General features: G+C 36.0%; 12 protein-coding genes and 2 pseudogenes. 5 read left to right on the top strand and 9 right to left on the bottom strand.

Annotated elements, in window-relative coordinates; translation table 11 throughout:
• Window positions 1-62: 62 nt before the first annotated feature.
• The 4 genes from JCM15092_RS08925 to JCM15092_RS08910 all read right to left on the bottom strand — a co-directional run bounded on the left by JCM15092_RS08925 (window position 63) and on the right by JCM15092_RS08910 (window position 3,902).
• A complete protein-coding gene (locus JCM15092_RS08925; protein WP_024994363.1) occupies window positions 63-323 on the bottom strand; it encodes a hypothetical protein in 261 nt (86 codons plus the stop codon).
• Window positions 324-1,005: 682 nt separating this feature from the next.
• On the bottom strand, window positions 1,006-2,319 hold the full coding sequence (locus JCM15092_RS16625) for a helix-turn-helix domain-containing protein (RefSeq protein ID WP_024994362.1): 1,314 nt from the start codon (window positions 2,317-2,319) through the stop codon (window positions 1,006-1,008).
• Window positions 2,286-2,681 carry a hypothetical protein gene (locus JCM15092_RS08915; protein WP_024994361.1) on the bottom strand — a complete coding sequence of 132 codons (396 nt, stop codon included), beginning with the start codon at window positions 2,679-2,681 and terminating at the stop codon, window positions 2,286-2,288. The genes JCM15092_RS16625 and JCM15092_RS08915 overlap by 34 nt, the downstream gene beginning before the upstream one ends.
• A gap of 597 nt (window positions 2,682-3,278) precedes the next feature.
• Window positions 3,279-3,902: a CatA-like O-acetyltransferase, family 2 gene (locus tag JCM15092_RS08910; RefSeq protein WP_024994360.1), complete on the bottom strand. Its 624-nt coding sequence runs from the start codon at window positions 3,900-3,902 to the stop codon at window positions 3,279-3,281.
• A 339-nt stretch (window positions 3,903-4,241) separates the two neighbouring features.
• Between JCM15092_RS08910 and JCM15092_RS08905 the strand changes: the two genes are divergently transcribed.
• From JCM15092_RS08905 to JCM15092_RS15585, 3 genes and pseudogenes are all read left to right on the top strand, one after another.
• Window positions 4,242-6,227: a KamA family radical SAM protein gene (locus tag JCM15092_RS08905; RefSeq protein ID WP_024994359.1), complete on the top strand. Its 1,986-nt coding sequence runs from the start codon at window positions 4,242-4,244 to the stop codon at window positions 6,225-6,227.
• Window positions 6,228-6,229: 2 nt separating this feature from the next.
• A complete protein-coding gene (locus tag JCM15092_RS08900) occupies window positions 6,230-8,401 on the top strand; it encodes a bifunctional alpha,alpha-trehalose-phosphate synthase (UDP-forming)/trehalose-phosphatase (RefSeq protein WP_024994358.1) in 2,172 nt (723 codons plus the stop codon).
• A gap of 47 nt (window positions 8,402-8,448) precedes the next feature.
• Window positions 8,449-10,253, top strand: a pseudogene (locus JCM15092_RS15585) (glycoside hydrolase family 15 protein).
• Between the two features lie 101 nt (window positions 10,254-10,354).
• On the opposite strand, the gene JCM15092_RS08890 reads toward JCM15092_RS15585, so the two are convergent.
• On the bottom strand, window positions 10,355-11,518 hold the full coding sequence (locus tag JCM15092_RS08890; protein WP_024994357.1) for an iron-containing alcohol dehydrogenase: 1,164 nt from the start codon (window positions 11,516-11,518) through the stop codon (window positions 10,355-10,357).
• Between the two features lie 325 nt (window positions 11,519-11,843).
• On the opposite strand from JCM15092_RS08890, the gene JCM15092_RS08885 reads away from it, so the two are divergent.
• Entirely contained in the window at window positions 11,844-12,530 is a 687-nt protein-coding gene (locus JCM15092_RS08885) for a nitroreductase family protein (RefSeq protein ID WP_034541819.1), read from the top strand.
• Window positions 12,531-12,540: 10 nt separating this feature from the next.
• On the opposite strand, the pseudogene JCM15092_RS15580 reads toward JCM15092_RS08885, so the two are convergent.
• From JCM15092_RS15580 to JCM15092_RS08865, 4 genes and pseudogenes are all read right to left on the bottom strand, one after another.
• Window positions 12,541-13,352 (bottom strand): annotated as a pseudogene (locus JCM15092_RS15580) (carboxylesterase family protein).
• Window positions 13,353-13,473: 121 nt separating this feature from the next.
• Window positions 13,474-14,811, bottom strand: a complete 1,338-nt coding sequence (locus JCM15092_RS17075; protein WP_159101383.1) for a TolC family protein — start codon at window positions 14,809-14,811, stop codon at window positions 13,474-13,476.
• 4 nt (window positions 14,812-14,815) lie between these two features.
• A complete protein-coding gene (locus JCM15092_RS08870; RefSeq protein ID WP_024994354.1) occupies window positions 14,816-17,971 on the bottom strand; it encodes an efflux RND transporter permease subunit in 3,156 nt (1,051 codons plus the stop codon).
• Window positions 17,972-17,981: 10 nt separating this feature from the next.
• A complete protein-coding gene (locus JCM15092_RS08865; RefSeq protein WP_024994353.1) occupies window positions 17,982-19,016 on the bottom strand; it encodes an efflux RND transporter periplasmic adaptor subunit in 1,035 nt (344 codons plus the stop codon).
• A 180-nt stretch (window positions 19,017-19,196) separates the two neighbouring features.
• On the opposite strand from JCM15092_RS08865, the gene JCM15092_RS08860 reads away from it, so the two are divergent.
• Window positions 19,197-20,066, top strand: a complete 870-nt coding sequence (locus JCM15092_RS08860) for a helix-turn-helix domain-containing protein (protein WP_024994352.1) — start codon at window positions 19,197-19,199, stop codon at window positions 20,064-20,066.
• Window positions 20,067-20,167 lie beyond the last annotated feature (101 nt).

Genomic DNA, 20,167 nt, shown 5'->3' with positions numbered 1-20,167 from the left:
AAATGTGAGGCCATAAATTTCATTGAAAGCGTATAGATTTGTCATGTTTCTCTTTGGGTGATTTATTGTATTAGTGATAGAGCATGGCGGAGTAATACTTTAGTTTTTTCTTTCTCTTTGTTGATTAAGAATTTTACAGAACTTTGAGAAAGATCATCTAACAAATGTTTATGAGCTGCTGCATCAAAGGCTACATTAAAAACACGTAAATACACTATCATCTCACCTGACTTTAAATCAGACCAACTCTTTCTAAAATCGGTTGATAAGCCAATTTTAAGATCACCCTCTTTGGTTTCGAAAATATACACCCAATGCAACATCTGTATGCGTCCTTTTTTTTATTAGGCAAACGTACTTTTTTTAAAAAACAGGACTGTCTCATACATGATAAAGGTTGTCCCAACGGCGCAACTCACTGATTTGCAGTAGAATATATTTACAATATAATTTATTAAAAGGGAGCTTTGTGGAATTAAAAAATAGTCAATAACGTCTTAACATGACTATCGAAATACAAGAGAAATAAATGTGATGATAAAATAATATGAAGTTATTCTTTAATGAAGAAGTGATTATTATAGAAGAAAATAGACAAAAAGCAATTCTTATTTAAATAGTCTTGGTTTTAAGACAGGATAAGATTGTCTTAAATATGCAATAAATAATATTATCTTTTTTCATGCAAAGAAAAGAGAGGATCAACTGTTTTCATTGTTCATAAAATGAATCATGACAAACTGTTCAACCGATCATGATTCATTGGTTAACCGATCATGATCGGTTAATAAACCTATCACGACAGATTTTGCGACGCAGATAATGACAGTAACTGAGCTATTACTTTCTACACTTTTAGAAACATTTTTAGGATACAAAAATGCCCTCGCAATCTGCAAGGGCATTAAGTGTTTGGTGGAAACCTTCCTGTATAATGCAAGAAGGGATTGAATCAAGTATAATTTATTCCTGCATTGAGCAGGGTCGTTTTTTTATCTATAATAGCTACTTAACTTTTTTCTCTTTAGATATTGCTCTATATTCCGAAGGAGACATACCGTAAAAATCACGGAACAAACGGTTAAATGTGCTACGAGAATTGAAACCAGAAACATCCCCTATCTCATTTATTGGTATGTCTTGATCTTCACTAAGCAATGTAGCAGCATGACGCAGACGATAACGGTTCAAAAATTCCATAAAAGTAAGTCCTTCTGTAAATTGCTTTATTGCATCAGCAAGATATGTACGATTGGTACCAAGTTTTACAGCTAAATCCTCCCTCTTTATCTGAGAGTCTTTGAAAAGTTCTTCTGTCTGTATAAGCTTGCATAACTTACGGTAAAGTTTTTCTTCATTACTCAACTGATCTTCAGAAACTTGTTCGTGAGAAATGTAAAGATCATCCTGCATTTTTTGTGATTGTACGATAGTATCATACAATACCCTATTCTTTTTACGCAACCTGTGGGTATAGACAAAATATATAAAAACAGCAACAGACAACAGCATAATACATACAATTGCGGCATAGAGTCGATTTGTTGACAACTTGTTTTGTAACGTCAACTCATTCAACTGAAATTTCTTCGTAAGTTCATTAAGTTGGCTGTTTGTTGACTGAACATTAGCCGAATCATTATCAATACAATATTGACGGTAGCTTTCCATAGCTCCTATATAATCGCCCTGTTCACGCTGTATATCGGCTAGTTCGTACCTATATCTAGCAACTTTAAGATAGTCTTTTTCCTCCAAAAAGCGATTAACAAGAGAATTCAAGCCGGCATAAGCTTCTTTGTAATTGCCTCTCTGCTCTTCGAAACATACAATAGCATATTGAATGATCTCCTGTTGAGCCGGATCCTTATGCATATTATTATAGTAAAACATAGTATCACGCTGAGCTTCTGCCTCTTCAAAGCGTCCGGACTGGAAAAGTAAACGGAAACGATATAGAGCCTGCTTCATTAATGTTACCGGATTTACTTCTGCACCTTCGGCCTGCCACTGTTTCAGTAATTTTGCATTATCATCACTGATAAGCAAACCTTTCTCTGGTGCATTCAGGTTCATCTGTACTGCCATCAGGTTGAATCCAGCTCTTAATGCGCGATCGTATTCTTTCTTATTAAGTAGTCCTTTATAAGCTAACCTGTAATATTTATCTGCTTCAGCAGGTTGACGATTATCCAGGTACACTTGACCAAAACAGAAATTAACAATAGCCATTCCTAATTCATGACGATGTTTCTGAGCATAATCTGCCATCTGATGAATTACAGCTATTGCCTGGTCATGATCGCCCCATATCTGCAATCGGTCAAATTTAGTAGCCCATGCGTCATAAAGATATTTCTCGCTTTTTTCTCCTTACCTTCTTTATAATGTTTTATTAATTTGTCACATTCACTAAGAAAGTTCTCCTTATCTTCCAAAACATAATAATGAGAAATAATTGCACGTCGAAAAGTATTATAGTAAAATTCATTTTTTGTACTGACAGCTCGTTTCAGTCCCTCCTCCTGCATCTTAAAAAAAGATGGAGATTGGAGGCTATCATACACCTGTTTATTCAGTTCAAAAAGTACTTTATCACCATGAAATGGGTCTTCCTTCTCCGCTTTTGCCGTCGTAGATAGTCCCATTATTACTAATAATAAGATAAAAAAACGATTCATTGTATTCTATTTTTAATAAATATTGTTACAAAGGTAATGATTTATCATTATATTCCTTATTATTAGTTTTCGTAAAACTAGAGGCCTATTGATATCTTTGTAAGTCCTGCAACCAATAAAATCATAAATACAAGTTCATAAATTACTGATAAAAGACCAATTATCTCGAAATATATTCTCAGAGATTGTTCCTAACCTCGATGTCAACTGATCATGTGGTTGCTCTTTGAAAAAATATCTCAATGATTCTTCAACAACTACTCCTGAGGATATGACTACAGAAATTTGGGTCCCAATTAGGTAATATCCTAGGAACCACAATCAATCAAAAATCACAATCACACATGAGGATATATTCAGATATGTGATGTATGGAGGATGCAAAAAGGCTTGCTTGATTTCAGTGATTATACATTGGAGGTGGTTTCTATAAAATATATCAATCTGTATGCTACTATCAAGGAGGATATAGATTTTTCAGTCAACTTAAGCAGAATGATATATTATAAAATATCATAGGTATTCGCTGGCAAAACTCAACTTTTACGAATGTTAGTCTATATATAATATAAAAAGAGTACATATTTTATGTACTCTTTAAATTTTTATTCTGTCAACTTCTTCCTGTAGGAATTGTAAGAATCTGCAAGCCTGCTCACCATCCATCTGTACATGATGAAACTGAAAAGAAAGTTTCAAATATTTGCGGAACCAATGACTGCGATATTTCCCCCATGCCATGAAAGGATTATTCCATGAGTTGTTATATTGATTAACTACACCATCGAATTCAAATTCTGAAAGATTGGAAGTCCCAATAATCATTAAATCAAAGTCATTGATATATTCACCCTCTTCAGAAGCTCTTTTTGTCAAGTTGATATAGCTTTGTTTGAATTCATTTATATCATCATCAAAAGGAATATCGCACCAGTTAATTCCACCTTGAGCCTTTGGTACAATTACATTGATGCCTATTTTGTCGTATTTCATCAACTTACATTTTTCTGGAAGAACCAGAAATTCTGGAATGCGATTAGCCGCCTTTCCTATGCAATAACACATCAACATATTGAACTTGAATCCTGTTTTATGGCTCAGCTTCACAATACGAGTTATATCAATAGTCTTAAATACAGTCACCATCGGCTGTTGTGAACTCATCCACATTTCAAATGCAGTTGCTCTGGATGTATCTGAAGGATTTATTTCTCTTTTCATGCTACAATGTAGTAAATATTAATAAAATAGAATTACGAAGTTAAATGTTATCCATTGAAATACATATTTTTTATGAATTGTTTTTTTATCCATCAATAAGTAATGCAAATCTGATACTAATAAACTATAATAACACTTATCAAATTTGGCTTTTTCATTTGTTTTTGTTATTTTGCTGTGAAAGTAATTGCACTCTGTTCTTTGTGAACAACTTCTTACTGCATTAATTCTCAATGATTTGCAGTAAATGTCACTTGGTTATAGTACTATTTTACAACATCTGCTAAGTGACAATCCTTATTAATAATAAAAATTAAATCGCTTATGACGAAAAAGATCATGAGTCAGCATCTGAAGAAGATTATGGCTCACTTCGAAATCAATTTAACAACAATTGTCGAGTTTGCCGCTAAGAGCAGTAATTCCGACGAGTTTAAAACAAAAATCAGTGATTACCTTAAATCGGAAGATCTGACCAATGCTCCAACTCAAGCAAAGGAAAACATATACCGATTGGTAGAATACGACGATCGCGAAGTATTTGAACTATCTACCGGTAAAATAATAAAATCACCGACTTTATCTCGCTTGTGGACTATTCTCCACAACAATGAGGCATGCATAGATGACACAGCTTTCCTTATGGATATTTACCAGCAATTGCTACGTCTCTATAAAGATCCAATAAAAATTCCTACTGAAGAAAAAGTGAAGCAATGGGCATCACGATGGAAAAGCGGACTTGACAAAGAGGTTATTGCTATAAGAGAGGCCAACAAACATCGCATTATATCACACCTTATTCATCGTATAGAACAAAGACATTCTCCTAAAAGCAGATTTCTATTTGCTGAAGGAATGACAATGGAGGATAAACATCAAAGAGTGGAAGAATGGTGGAAAGATTCAAAATTCCATTTAGCATTGGCTGCACGTTCACCAAAAGCCCTTAACGATATGCTCGGAGGTTCTCTCTCTGCAGAAAAGATAGACATATATCGTCGTGCACAACAAAAAGGTATACCAATATTCGTCACACCATATTATCTATCACTACTTGACATAACAGGTAACGGTTATGACGACCAGACAATACGCCAGCAAATAATGTACACCAATAATCTGGTGGAAACATTCGGGAACATCAAGGCTTGGGAGAAGGAAGATAGCGTGGAGGACGGCAAACCTAATGCAGCCGGTTGGCTGCTACCGGAAGGTAATAACATTCATCGCCGCTATCCTGATGTAGCAATACTTATCCCCGATTCTATGGGACGCGCTTGTGGTGGACTATGTTCTTATTGTCAGCGTATGTACGACTTCCAAAGTGGACGACTCAACTTCGACTTCGATAAGCTTAAGCCCAACGAAAAATGGGAGCATAAGTTGCGTCGTCTGATGAAATATTTCGAAGAGGACACCCAACTGCGTGACATACTCATAACCGGTAGCGACGCCTTGATGAGCAGTAATACCACACTTAGAAATATATTACAGGCAGTTATAGTTATGGCACGCAATAAGAAACATGCTAATATGAAGCGTCATGAAGGTAAAAAATATGCAGAAATACAGCGAGTTCGACTCGGCACACGACTACCTGTATATCTACCTATGCGTATTGATGACGAACTAATTGATATTCTTACTAACTTCCGTATTCATGCCATGTCTGTTGGTGTGAAACAGTTTTTCATACAGACACATTTTCAAAGTCCACTGGAAATAACGCCAGAGGTAAGTAAGGCTATCAAACAAATACATGCCACGGGATGGACAGTGACAAACCAACTTGTATTCAACGTAGGAGCATCACGTCGTGGACATACAACTAAACTCCGCAAAGTGCTCAACTCGCTAGGTGTGAAACCTTACTACACATTTTCGGTGAAGGGATTTCAAGAAAATCATGACGTGTTCACGCCAAACTGTCGAAGTATGCAAGAAAGTAATGAAGAAAAAGTCTATATCTCTAAAATCGCCAGCGACCGTAATGTACTGAATCTTCCAGGCATTGGGAAAAGTATGACATTCAAAATGGTAGGTATAATGCCTGATGGATGTCGACTTTTGGAATTCAAACATGACCAAAAGCGTAAACATTCACCTATTATCAATAATAATGATAAGGTCTATATTAAAGAGAATAAGTCACTATATGAATATATGATTCAATTACAGGACATAGGTGAAGATCCAAAGATATATGGATCTATATGGGAATATACTGAAGGAGAGACAGAAAGCCGTAATCCTTTTTTCCTCTATCCTGAATTGGACTATAATATGACTAAAAAATACAATAACATAATAATAGAAAAATAGGTATGAAGTTAATTATAGTTGCAAACCGTTTGCCTATTAAAGTCTCTGAAAATAATGGGAAATTAGAATTTGAGACTAGCGAGGGTGGATTAGCAACAGGGCTAAATTCACTCGATACAATATATGAAAAGCATTGGATAGGATGGCCTGGAGTATGCCCCAAAGATAAGACAACTAAAAAAAATATCACAATGGAGATGGTAAAAATGAAAATGCATCCAGTATTTTTATCATCCTCCCAATACCATGACTATTATGAAGGCTATTCCAATAGCACATTATGGCCTCTTTGTCACTATTTCTACGGATATTCCGCTTTCCAAAGAAATCAATGGCAAGCTTATAAAGAAGTAAATCAGATTTTCTGCAATAAAGTAATGGAACAGGTAGATGACGATAGCATAGTTTGGGTGCAAGATTACCAACTAATGTTACTACCAAACCTACTTAGAGAGAAATGTCCTAACCTACGTATTGCATACTTTCATCATATCCCATTCCCCTCATTCGAACTATTTAGCGTTATGCCTAACAGTTCAGAACTACTGAAAGGCTTATTAGGGGCTGAATTTATTGCATTCCATACCCTTGACTACATGCGTCATTTCACTAAATCGGTTGAAAGGATTTTAGGATTTGAGTTTAAGCTTAATGAGGTTATGGTGGATGGGCGAGCTGTATGGGTTGATGCACTACCAATGGGTATTAATTATGAACTTTATAGTCAGGCTCCATCAACAGAAGCTGTTAAGGACTCTGTCTATAAACTTAAAGAACAGTTTGGTGGTAACAAAGTCATTATCTCCGTGGACCGCCTTGACTATAGCAAAGGAATAGTACACCGTCTTGTAGGATTTGAAACTTTTCTAGATCAACATCCTGAATACCATGGAAAAGTATCATTGGGAATGATTATTGTCCCATCCAGAGATAAAGTTATTAAGTATGCAGAGATGAAGAAACACATTGATGAGAAGATAGGTAATATAAATGGGAAATTTTCTAAAGTTGGATGGACTCCCGTAAACTATTTCTATCATAGTTTCAAATTCAATGATTTAGTAGCTATGTATAAGGTTGCTGATATAGCACTTATATCACCTTTAAGAGATGGAATGAATCTTGTTGCAAAGGAATATATTGCAGCAAAACAAGATAGTCCTGGTGTATTGATTCTAAGCAAGATGGCAGGAGCTTCAATAGAACTGACAGATGCTATTCTTATAAACCCCAATGATACTGATGAAATAGCATTAGCCATCCAGCAAGCATTAGAGATGCCAGAGATAGAGCAGAAAAGAAGAATGAAAAGATTGCAGGAGCGTGTTTCTAAATACGATGTAAATAGATGGGCGTCAGATTTTTTCAAAGAGTGGAAAGAAGTTATAGATCGTAATCTACAAATTAATAATAAGACACTCACCAAAGAGGGCTTAGCAGAACTTTTCAATCGATATAGCAATAGTAACAAACGTCTGCTTGTATTCGACTATGACGGTACGCTCGTTGGATTCCATAATAATCCCAAAGATGCCTACCCTACCCAAGAAGTAAAATCATTGCTTACAACATTGTGTCAGGATGATAAAAACAGCGTAGTAATAAATAGCGGCAGAGATTGTAATACACTGGACTCATGGCTTGGAGATATAAAAGGCTTAAAGTTAGCAGCAGAACATGGAGCCTACTATAAGGATAATGAAGGATGGCATAAAAAATCTGGTACACAAAAATGGGATCCTAAACTTCTTGAAATAATGCGAAAATTCACATGCAAGACTGTTAATTCCCACATAGAAGTTAAGGAAACAGCCATTGTATGGCACTACAGAGAGGTAGTAAATGAAATGGGACAATTCAGAGCACGTCAAATGATGCGCGAACTCATACCTATATGTTCAGCTCAAAACTTTCAGATTATAAATGGGAATAAAGTAGTAGAGATTAAACCCAACCAATATTCTAAAGGAACCGAGATACGAAGACTAATTGATGAAGACAATTTCGACTTCATTTTTGCCATAGGAGACGATACAACAGATGAGGATATGTTCCGTGAGATGCCGTACGATAGTTTTAGCATTAAAGTTGGTAATACATGTGATGATGCCCGTTATACACTTACTAGGCAAAAAGACGTAATCAATTTACTCTACGGCTTGTGTGTACGATAGAGAGTCATAAATAACAGTATAAAGTAATAATCAAAATCAATAATATTATGCAAAATCTAAACTACGGAGTAATTGGCAATTGTACAACAGCTGCTCTTGTTTCTGAACGCGGAAGTATAGACTGGTTATGTTTTCCTAGATTTGACTCATCCTCTGTATTTGCCCGATTACTGGATAAAGAAAAAGGTGGATCTTTTGGATTCAAAGTTCCTGATGATTATAAAATTACACAAAAATACATTCCACATACAAATCTCCTGGCAACGACTTTTGAGTCAGACGAAGGAACTTTTGTCGTTACCGACTTTATGCCGAGATATAAAAAGAAGGATGGATATGGATACTATAGAGCATCAGAAATCTATAGGTATATACACTTAATACGTGGTAATCCAAAAATAAAAGTAATATACCAACCAAGGCCAGACTATGCCCGAGGAAGAACTTTATATAATATTACTGAAGAGTATATAGAGACTATGTCATCATCTAATATACGCGACAGGCAATATCTATACTCCTCTCTTACACTCCAATATATAGCCGAAGGAATAGAGTTCACATTAAAAAAAGATGAATTTATGCTTCTTTCTTACAATCAGAAAGTAATAAAAGTTGATTTAGACAGAGAGAAGCTTGACTATTGCCGGACATTAGTTTACTGGCTTGACTGGAGTGAGAACGCACGTAAGTACCAAATATACGGCGAAACAATTGAGCGCAGCATGCTTACTTTAAAGATGATGTCGTTTACAAATGGCGCTATGTTGGCAGCAATTACTACCAGTATACCAGAAGTTGTTGGTGAAGTTAGGAATTGGGATTATAGGTTTTGTTGGCTCCGTGATGCTTCAATGTCAATAAATACACTTATCAATATGGGGCATCCAAATGCTGCAAGGAGTTTTATAAACTTTATTAAATCTACATTCATTGGGAACCATAGTGATTTCCAAATTATGTATGGTATAAATGGGGAACGAACTCTTAAGGAGAAAACACTTGACCACCTCACCGGTTATAGGGACTCCAAACCTGTAAGAATAGGTAATGATGCATACAGACAAAAACAGAATGACTCATTTGGTTATTTAATGGACCTTATTTATCAATATTTCTGCTTCATCTCTGGCTCTCTTGATGAAATAGAGGATGCATGGGATATGGTAAAAAATATTATGCGTATTGTAATGACAGAATGGCACAAACCCGATAAAGGTATTTGGGAAATTAGAGGCGAAGAACAACATTTCATCTCATCAAAAGTGATGTGTTGGGTGGCTCTAGACAGGGGTTCGAAGATTGCTGCGAAATTGGGATGTCATATTAATGAACAACGATGGAGAAAAGAAGCAGATATTATTCGCCAAGAGGTCTTCAACCTTGGTTGGAAAGAGAACATAAATAGCTTCTCACAAACTTATGATAACGAAGTCTCGACGCTTCACTATTATTAATGGAGCCTTATGGATTCACAGATGCAAATGATATACGATATCAAAATACAGTGAAGGCTGTGAAAGAAAACTTGATGTACAACGGATTGATGTTTCGTTATAAATCATCAGACGATTTCGGAATACCCAAATCATCATTCACGATATGTAACTTCTGGCTCATTCATGCACTATTCGTTATAGGTAATAAAGAAGAAGCACGTTGCCTGTTCGAAAATATGATAAGTTATTCAAACCATCTGGGACTATTAAGTGAAGACATTGACTTTGAAAGTAAAGAACAGTTAGGCAATTTTCCACAGGCATATTCCCATTTAGCTCTGATAGACACTGCTATACTGTTCTCAGAAGAGGAGAAAAAATATGGTTTAAACATTGATAATTGTAAACATTAAATATATTTATATAAGCTAAAACATAAAGGTTGGATATGTGCTTTCGCAATCTATCCAACCTTTTAATATTTAGTATAAACTAACTATCTCATATTCATTTATTATAGTGAATCTAGCATTATAGCAGCAATATCATCTTCCGATAGAGGAGCCCAACAGCCATCAAGCGGTTGAGTTGTTGCAACATGATGTGCCATCTCCTTTATGCGTGTTTCATCTATGCCAACCTCACGCAGATGCATTGGAATTCCTATACTTTTGTAGAAGTCAAACATCATATCAATACTCTTCTTAGCTATTTCAAAAGGCTTTAGCGATGGATCAATACCAAGAACATTAACTCCAAATTTTGCAAACCTAGGAACAGTTTTTTCGCTAAGTACATGTTTCATCCAACGCGGAGTTATTATCGCAAGTCCTATACCATGAGTGATATCATAGTAAGCAGAAAGAGCATGTTCGATAGCATGCATAGGCCATCCAGATGATGCTATTCCTAGAGAATAAATACCATTACAACCATAAGCACAAGCAAGAGATATATTAGCACGTGCCTCATAATCTTCTGGATTTTCCAGTACGATATGTACATTCTTCATTAGAGTTTTGAAACCTGCCTCACAGAACCCATCTGACAATTCATTAGCTGGAGATGCAAAATACTGCTCCATGATGTGATCTATAGCATCAGCAACACCAGCTACAGTTTGAATAGGAGGAACAGTGAAAGTATATGTTGGATCTACAAATGAGCAAACCGGCCATAAAAGTTCATCCATATATCCAATCTTATCATTTGTATCAGTACGTGAAATCACTCCGCCTGCATCATACTCACTTCCTGTAGCGGCCATAGTCATAATGTCAACAATAGGCAGAGCTGACTGCGCCTTAACCTTATACGAAATAAGGTCCCATGGGTCTCCATCATATTTTGCACCTGCAGCGATTGCCTTGGAACAGTCAAGCACACTTCCACCACCGACTGAAAGTATCACTTCAATATCGTTCTCCTTGCATAGACGAACACCATCCAATACACTTGGATCATACTTTGGGTTAGGTTCAATACCGCTAAGTTCAGTAATTTCAAAATCCTTCAACAGACTCTTTACCTTGTCATAAAGTCCGCTTCTTTTAATACTTCCTCCACCATAAGTAAGAAGGACTCTCTTGCCAATAGGTTTCATAACCTCGGCTAACTGTTCAACAACTCCTTTGCCGAAGATAAGGCGTGTAGGAGAATAATAATCAAAGTTTACCATATAATTAAAATTACATTAGATTTCATCAATAAATTAAATAAACAGACTTATCATTTAATTGTTAAAAGAAAACCATTAGAATAACTTATTTATACTATTAGTCTAACATCAATCCCGCTAATATATGCAAATCTGTTCCCATTTAGTACCAAGTTTAAAGTTAATTATTAATTCATTTCTCACTGTTCAAATATTTCTATTTTTTGTAGATGACATTGTAATTGTTATGAAATATATCTATTTGAGTGAGTATGCAAGCTTCAATAAAAGCAGAGTAATAATAAAAAACATTTTATACATTTGCCAATACAAATTCAATACTATCATGCAAGAATTAATAAAAGAGATTACTCTAGACACTATAAAGAGTCGTCATTCCGTGAGACGTTATACGGAAGAACCTCTTTCTGAGGAACATAATAATATCTTAAAAGAGATAGTCGATAAGTGTAATGCAAGTGGAAATTTTAACATGCAACTTATTACAGATGAGCCAAATGCTTTCGGTAAATCGTTCTTCGCTCGTTACGGTAAGTTCTATAATGTGCGCAATTATATCTGCCTCATTGGTCCTAAAGCAAAAGAGACTGAGGAGAGACTCGGATATTATGGTGAAATAGTTGTACTAAAGGCTCAACAGTTGGGTATTAATAGTTGTTGGTGTGGCCTATCATATAGTAAGAGCAATGCTATCTTCAAAATTAATGATGGTGAGAAGCTCTATGCACTTATAGCACTAGGTTATGGAGAGAATCAAGGAGTACAACATAAAAGCAAATCACCTGACAAAATAAGTAGCGACATCGCATCATCTCCTGAATGGTACCTGGAAGGAATAGAGGCAGCCCTACTAGGACCAAGTGCTGTTAATCAGCAGAAGTTCCATTTCAGATATATCAATGATAATCGTGTTGCTGTTTCAACAGATTGGGGATTCTATAACAAAACAGATATAGGGATAGCCAAACTTCATTTTGAGATTGGGTCACAAAAAGAGATATCATGGATTTAATTCCATGATATCAGTCATTATCAAACATCTCTGAACTCCACTTTAGTTCCTGATAAGTATCTTTTATATCTGTGCGGTCAATTTCAAAAGCTTTATCCACTATCTTAGGGTTATCACCTAAAGAGTGAGAGAAGAGCCAGTCGTATGTCTTCTGCAAATAGAAAAGCCGTGCATAGACACCATGATCACCACCTTGCATCCAGTCATAACGCAACAGCTTATCATTGCCGGATTTCTGCAGATAGTCTACCACACTCTTTGACTGCTTTATCGATACAGCTCTATCTGCAGTACCATGCATTATCCAAAGAGGCAGTTGTCCAAGTCCATCCATTTTCTTGAGTGAGCAACCACCACAAAAAGCCATGGCAGCTGCTATCTTATGAGGATAAGTCCCTACATAATCCATGGTACCATATCCCCCAAGACTCATACCCAATACATATACCCTACTCTTGTCAATAGAATAATGTTCTTCTGTCCACTCTAGCAGTTCGTCAATCTTTTTTGGACTCCATGCCCCTCCACCATTCTGAGGAGCCAATACAACAGCAGGTATCACCTTACCCTTCTCAATGGCATCAAGTACCCCATATGTACGAACTCTGTTCAGGTTGTTTCCACAAAGGCTTGCGCATGAAGGAATATAACAAGAGGCATAGGATGTCCACCTGGCTCATAATCCGAAGGGGTGTAAATCCAGAAGTTATAGCTACCGGCTACAACATTCTTCTTTGCCTCGAAATTACCATTCGAACTACCGCTGGCTGTTACCAACGATAAAACAAATAACATTAATATAGTAATCTTTACTCTTAGCATAAATAATATCAGAACACATTAGGTCAAGAATATCCTATTCTTTATTGTTCTACTGTAATTAATGAAAAATCAAGTTAAAGTACAGTTTTTATATAATATGAGCAATAGATTAAGTAAAAAATTAGCGTCCACATGCTTGATTATACTCCAACAGACGAATATGATATTGTGTAATGTTATCAGTCAGCTTATCATTAGATTTCTGAAGAAGTGTCTGAGCTTCAAGCAGATCACTCATTGTACATGTTCCGGCATTATAATAATCACGCTGCAGACGAAGATTCTCCTGAGCCTGTGCTATTGAGCTCTGAGAGACATTAATCTGATTAATAATCTCCTCAACACTATTTCTCTTATTTATAATATTTACTTTGAGCAGCACAGCATTATCTTCAAGTTGTATACGCGCATTCTCTACAGCGATCTTCTGTTTCTTAACCGAATGTGAACCTCCCCACCAATCAGAAATTGGGATAGAGACTGTTGCCATACCTATCATATGATTCTTCATATCTCGTCCATTATTTCCTAAAGGCATAGAGGAGAGATTCTCGGAAGCAAAAGCACCTCCAATAGATACAGTAGGTAACATTTTTCCTAAAGCTATCTTTTTCTGCAATTTCTGTGCTTCAACATTCTTTTGCAACAACATATATTCGTTGGTGTTTCGTTCTATTCCCTCTTGCGTAACCAAATCAGTATACATATTTTCCGGAACTTGTAATGAGGTTAAATTTACATCAACAGGCTCACTTCCCATTCCTATATATTGTGCCAAAAGCAACTTAAGAATGCCAATACCATTATTTATCTGCAAACGTGAAGAGGTCATCTCATTCTGCTTCAGCTGCACTTTTAGCATATCATTTCGAGTAGATATCCCAGCATCAACTGCCGCCTTGACATCTTTCATTATCGAAGCTAATTGCGCATCAACCGCATCTATAGTACGTAAATTTTCTTTTAACTGAACTATATTCCAGTAAAACTTGCTCGTCTGCAATCTTACTTCATTCTCTGATTGTTGTAATTGAATCTGTGAAACCTCCTCTCCTAACTTGGCTAGTTTATTGCCATTGACAATCTGTCCTCCAACAAAAACAGGCTGAACAGCACTTACAGATGCAGTCATTCCATTCTTCAAGGCACCAACTGATGATGGCAAACCTGCAGCTGCTTCGCCGATAATACTACCCAGGAACTGCTGATCAAGTTCAATATTCAAAAGACTCTTATCTGCTATAAACCCAAAGCCCATAGCCGAGAGTTGAGGGAAATATTTGGTAAATGCCTCTTTACGTGTCTCATTACTCATAAGAACATTATTACGTGATGTACGCAATTTTGCATTGTTCTCAATGGCTAATGATGTACACTCCTGAAGTGTTAGTTTGCTCTGCGAATGTGCATTAAATGTAAAAAGGCAAAACAATAAAGATAATGGTATATATTTTTTCATAATTCTATTCATTTTCAAATTTCTGTTGCATAATACGTTTCTTACTGCTACCCCTTTGTACATACCAATACATTACCGGTAACACAGTAAGAATAAATAACATTGTAATGAGCGTTCCCCAGAATATTACAGCACCCATAGGCTTCCACAATCCACTTCCTCCTATAATCATAGGGATAACACCCATTGATGCTGCTGCTGAGGTTAGGAATATTGGTCGCATACGGCGTTTGGCTGATGTATATATAGCATCACGAACGATTGATCTTTTTCTATCATTATATAACGGCATGGTTTCATATTCACTCCTTAGCTCTTCAGCATAGTCAAACATGATTATGGCATTTCTTACAAGGATACCTATAAGCGATATAATGCCCAGGAAGCATGTAGCTCCAAAATCAAGACCCTGTATCAATCCTCCCAATACTGCACCGAAAATACATAACGACATACTGGCAAAAATAAGTAGGGTTTCACTCAGTCTACGGAAATGCCAAATAAGTATTATAATTATTATTGCTATGGCAATACACAATCCACTGACCAACATACCTGACATCTCATCACCTTTCTCCTTATCTCCTCCAAAAACAATATTCGATGATAAATTAGATATATTCTTTTCCAACGCTTTATGTACTGTCTCTGTAACTGCAATAGAATTCAATCCTCTTTGAATATCAGCTACAACACTCATTGTCGGAACACCGTTGCGGGTACATATCTGTCCGTCAGTCCAAGTTGGTTCAACAGAAGCTACCTGACGTAATGGAACATATCCTACCCCACCTAATAGAGGAATTTTCTCATCCTTAACAGTCTCTATTGATGAAGAGTCTGCTCTATTTGACTTAATCACCACAGGTATATTATAGTTGCCTTCCCAAACATTACTTAATGGTAATCCTGAAGAGTATCTCATTGCCAGTGCCATCTCTATTGCCATGTTATCAACCTGAAGGCGTTGTGCCTCTTCCTCCTTTATCTTAACTTTAACAGTAGGTTGTGCCTCTAAGAAGTCGGTCCTCACCTGTTTCAACTCAGGCAGAGTCATCAACAAATCCTTAACTTTGGCAACATCACTTCTTAGTGAGTCCATATTTGAGTTTGATAGACGTACCTCAATAGGATAAACTGCTTCACTATAAGATAACTGCTTAAAACGTACACGTGCTTTCGAATAATGGTCACTGTACTTAGGCGCATACTCGTCCAGAACCTCTATTGTAGCCTTTGGACTGATAGTATTTACTATAAATTGAGCAAAATTACTTCCTGCTATCTGTGGAGCATATGCATTCATAAATCTTGGTGATGAACATCCTTTAAATGCAGTAATACTCAATATCCTTTCATCTTGCTTTAATATATTCTCCAATGAATCAGAGATGGCTGACGTCTCTTCTATAGTAGAACCTAAAGGAAGAGTTATCTCTACGGCAAATTGGTTACGATCGGCGGTAGGCATCATTGATTGTGGAATGAATTTAAACAACACCACTCCTATGACTACAGATGCAAAACCTATGAAAAGAGTTGTCTTTGGCCAAGCAAAAACTAGATCAAGTAATTTGTTGTATAGTCCTTGAACAAGATTCATAAAGTTAAAACCTTTCTTTTCATTACTCTTCAAAGGCTCCTTAATAAAGTAATATTGCATTATAGGAACCAATGTAGCAGCCACAGCTAACGATACCATTAATACTATGGTAACTCCCCATGGGAACATCATCAGAAAATCATGAAGCATGCCGGTAGTAACGAATAAGAATGGGAAGAATGTTACTGAAATAGCAAGCGTAGCCGAGAATATTGATTTGAAAAAATGTGTAGCCGAATCAATACTCGCCTGCCAGCGTGGTTTCCCTTCACTTATTTGTTCCAGATAATTATCAATGATTACAATTGAATTGTCAACAATCATACCCAAGACGACAATCAAAGCTGCCAAGGTCACAGTATTCAGTTCAATCCCTATCAATCTAAATATACCCATTGATATGAATACAGTAATAGGTATAGTAGATGCTGCCACAAGTGCTACTTTAATAGGCAGTAAAAGCATAACAACTATTACAACAGCAACGATAGCAATTAAAAGTTCTCCCAAGAAACTTGTAACAGATTCTTTCACCAATTCACTCTGATCGGTTATGCGATAAAAATTCACATCCGACGGAACCGTTTGTTGATATTCCTCTAACACTTTATCAACTTCACGCCCCATTGCTACTATATTGTTGCCCGGCTTCATCTCCAATGAAAGCAGTATACATTTCTTAGACTTACCGGTACCTCCATTAGCTTTTGTTATTGTATTGCTTATACTGCTATCGGAAATAGGATACTCCTTTTTTACTTCAGCTATATCCTTTAGACGTAGCACATTTCCATTAGTATCACTCCACACAATCTGCTCCTGCACATCTTTCAATGAATTTATGGAGTGAGAAACATAAATAGGCATATTCACTCCATTAAGTTTCAATGTACCTCCTGTTGTCTGGAATCCTTTTTGCAATAAGTTCATTGCAATAAGTTTGTCATTAAGTCCATAATGAGCAAGACGATTATTATCTAGTACAACACTTATCTGTTCTCTCTTTTCTCCGTTTACTACAAGTCGGCCAACACTCTCTATTTTCCGTAGACGTGAAGTAAGTTCATCCATATAATCATTGAGTTCACGATATGTCTTATCTTCACTCTCCATTGTTATAAGCAGTGCAGATGAATCACCAAAATCATCCATTGTCACTATAGCCAACACATTTCTGGGTAATGATGATTTGAACGAATCTACTCCATGTTTGAATTTAGACCAGAATTCATCTTTATCTTTGACATCATCATTTAGCTCTACTTGAATGTATACAATACCATCGCGACACTTTGTAGTAGTCTTATTCTTATTTACTTCCTTATATGTATAGATATAATCCTCCAAAGGTTTAGCTACCTGATCAAGAACCTCTTGAGAGTTCAATCCAGGAGCTGCAGCGACAACCATTCCCTGTCGGATAGTAAAATCGGGGAACTCATTTTTATTGAGCTTGTCAATGCTATATATTCCAAAAGCTACAAAACATGATACCAGCAAAATAACGATTTTGCGATAATGCATGCAGCTCTCTACTATGTTACGTTTCTTCTTCATTGTTACCTATTTATTTCTTTACAGTCAACTTTGTCCCATTGCACACTTTTTGCTGTCCCTCACAAATTATTCTATCATCTGATGATATGCCACTGACAATCTCTATATCATCACCTAGAAAACCTCCTACTTTGACAATCCTCTTCTCAGCCTTGCCATTTACATCAAGCCATACAAAAGAGTTGTTCTCTTCATCAATTTGTACAATCTTTACCGGAAGAATCAGTTTATCTTGTTCGTTTGCTGCTGTACTTAATACCACCCTGCAAATCATGCCTGGCATTAGCTTAGCATCCGAAGATTCTATTCTCATTTTTACATCGTAAGAACGAGTGAACTTGTTGGCAACTACATTTTTCTCACTCACAATAGCTGTAAATGTTTTCCCCTGTAATGCGTCAACAGATATATTAGCTTTTTGCCCTAGATTAATCTTCGCTATCTCCTGTTCTGGAACACTTATCTTAACATTCAGTTTATTTATACCAACAATTTTCGCTATAGGAATACCTGGAGCTACATTCTGACCAACCTCAACAGATTTCCCACTAATAACTCCCGAACATGGAGCAAATAGTTTAGTATCATCAAGCGCCTTCCTTGCTATCTGCTCTGCCGACTCCGCCTGCTTTAGTTTTGACTCCGAATCTATCCACTGTATTTCAGGTAATGAGCCCTTGTCGTGCAACTGCTTCATACGCGCATGTGCATCATTCATCTGAACAAGCATTGCCTTTGCACTTGAATAAGCACTTTTAAATGATGTATCGTCAATAACTCCAATTAACTGACCTTTACTTATATGTTGACCATCATGAATATATAGCGACTTTATCGTACCCATTGTTGAAAAACTTAGTGCTGTAGAATTGTCTTCCTCTATTGTACCCGAATAGTTCTGTAAAATAGTCGCCTGAGTGTTGATAATTGGGTTAATAACCTTGACTTCAACCGAAGATTGGTCTCTATCATCATTAGATTGCTTACAACCGGTAAATGCAATAACACTTAATGTTATAAATAAAAATAGACTCTTTGATTTCATATATTTCTCTTTCCTTAAAATTATGGGAGCAAAATAAGTAGGTTTATGCGAGCTTTAGAACAATATTATCTCCTATTATTTGTTCTAAAACTCCTACCTTGAAAAGCCATATTACAGATAGAACAATATTTATGCGATCAAGAACACACACTTTCTATTTATGTTTATTAGATTTGCAATATGAAAACAGTAAATATCCAAGAAATAGAACAGAATATTGTAGCATTATCCTATAATAAAGATTTTGCTATAATTGATAATATTACTGAGATAGCAAAACAATTCGATGATGTATTTGCCATAGAAGGATATATAGCAGTGATTGTGCATAAAGGGACATGTAATATTAAAATTAAAGAGCAACTATTTGAACTAAGTGCCAGAGATATTTTTATCTGTAATCCTCGTAATATATTAGAAGGAGCTATGTTTAGCCTTGACTTTGAGTTTGTAGGTTTATTTCTATCACCCAATTATGTAGACCATTTGATAGAACAAACAAATCTGACTGTCAGTCTACGCATGATTACCATGAAACATGAGATTCTACATACCACTGAAGAAGAGATGCAACGTATCGTGGAATATATGAAGCTGTTACGCAGTAAATTATCATCTACAGGGTCTTATAAGGAACAAGTAATAGATAGGTTGATGCAAATAATGGTTTACGAAATAATAGGACTTATGGAAGATAGTGAAAAAGAATTTTTAATGAAAAGAGAATATATATCGGCTGAAAATATAATGCAGAAGTTCCTTTCACTAATTCAGAATGAGTCTATAGCCTATCTTAATGTGACAGAATATGCTAATTTATTACATATATCTCCAAAGTATTTTAGTAGTGTATGCAAGAAACTAACCGGTAAAACCGCCAGTGAAATTATTAATGATGAGATAATAAAACAATCCTCTTTCCTTCTTCGAAACAATCAGCTATCAATAAAACAGATTTCTTCCAGACTGGGCTTTGTTAATCAAAGTCACTTTGGAACATTTTTCCGCAGGCATACAGGGTTATCTCCACAGCAATATCGTGAGCAATAACTCATAAAGCTATGAAGTTTCATTGTCATTTAAGCAACAATATCAATAACACCATTATAATAATCTTCCCCACTATAGCCTAAATCCATTCTGTTTCTCAA

The sequence above is a fragment of the Phocaeicola paurosaccharolyticus JCM 15092 genome (assembly GCF_000613805.1).
Classification (GTDB): domain Bacteria; phylum Bacteroidota; class Bacteroidia; order Bacteroidales; family Bacteroidaceae; genus Phocaeicola; species Phocaeicola paurosaccharolyticus.
This window is presented reverse-complemented; position numbering and strand designations above follow the sequence as displayed.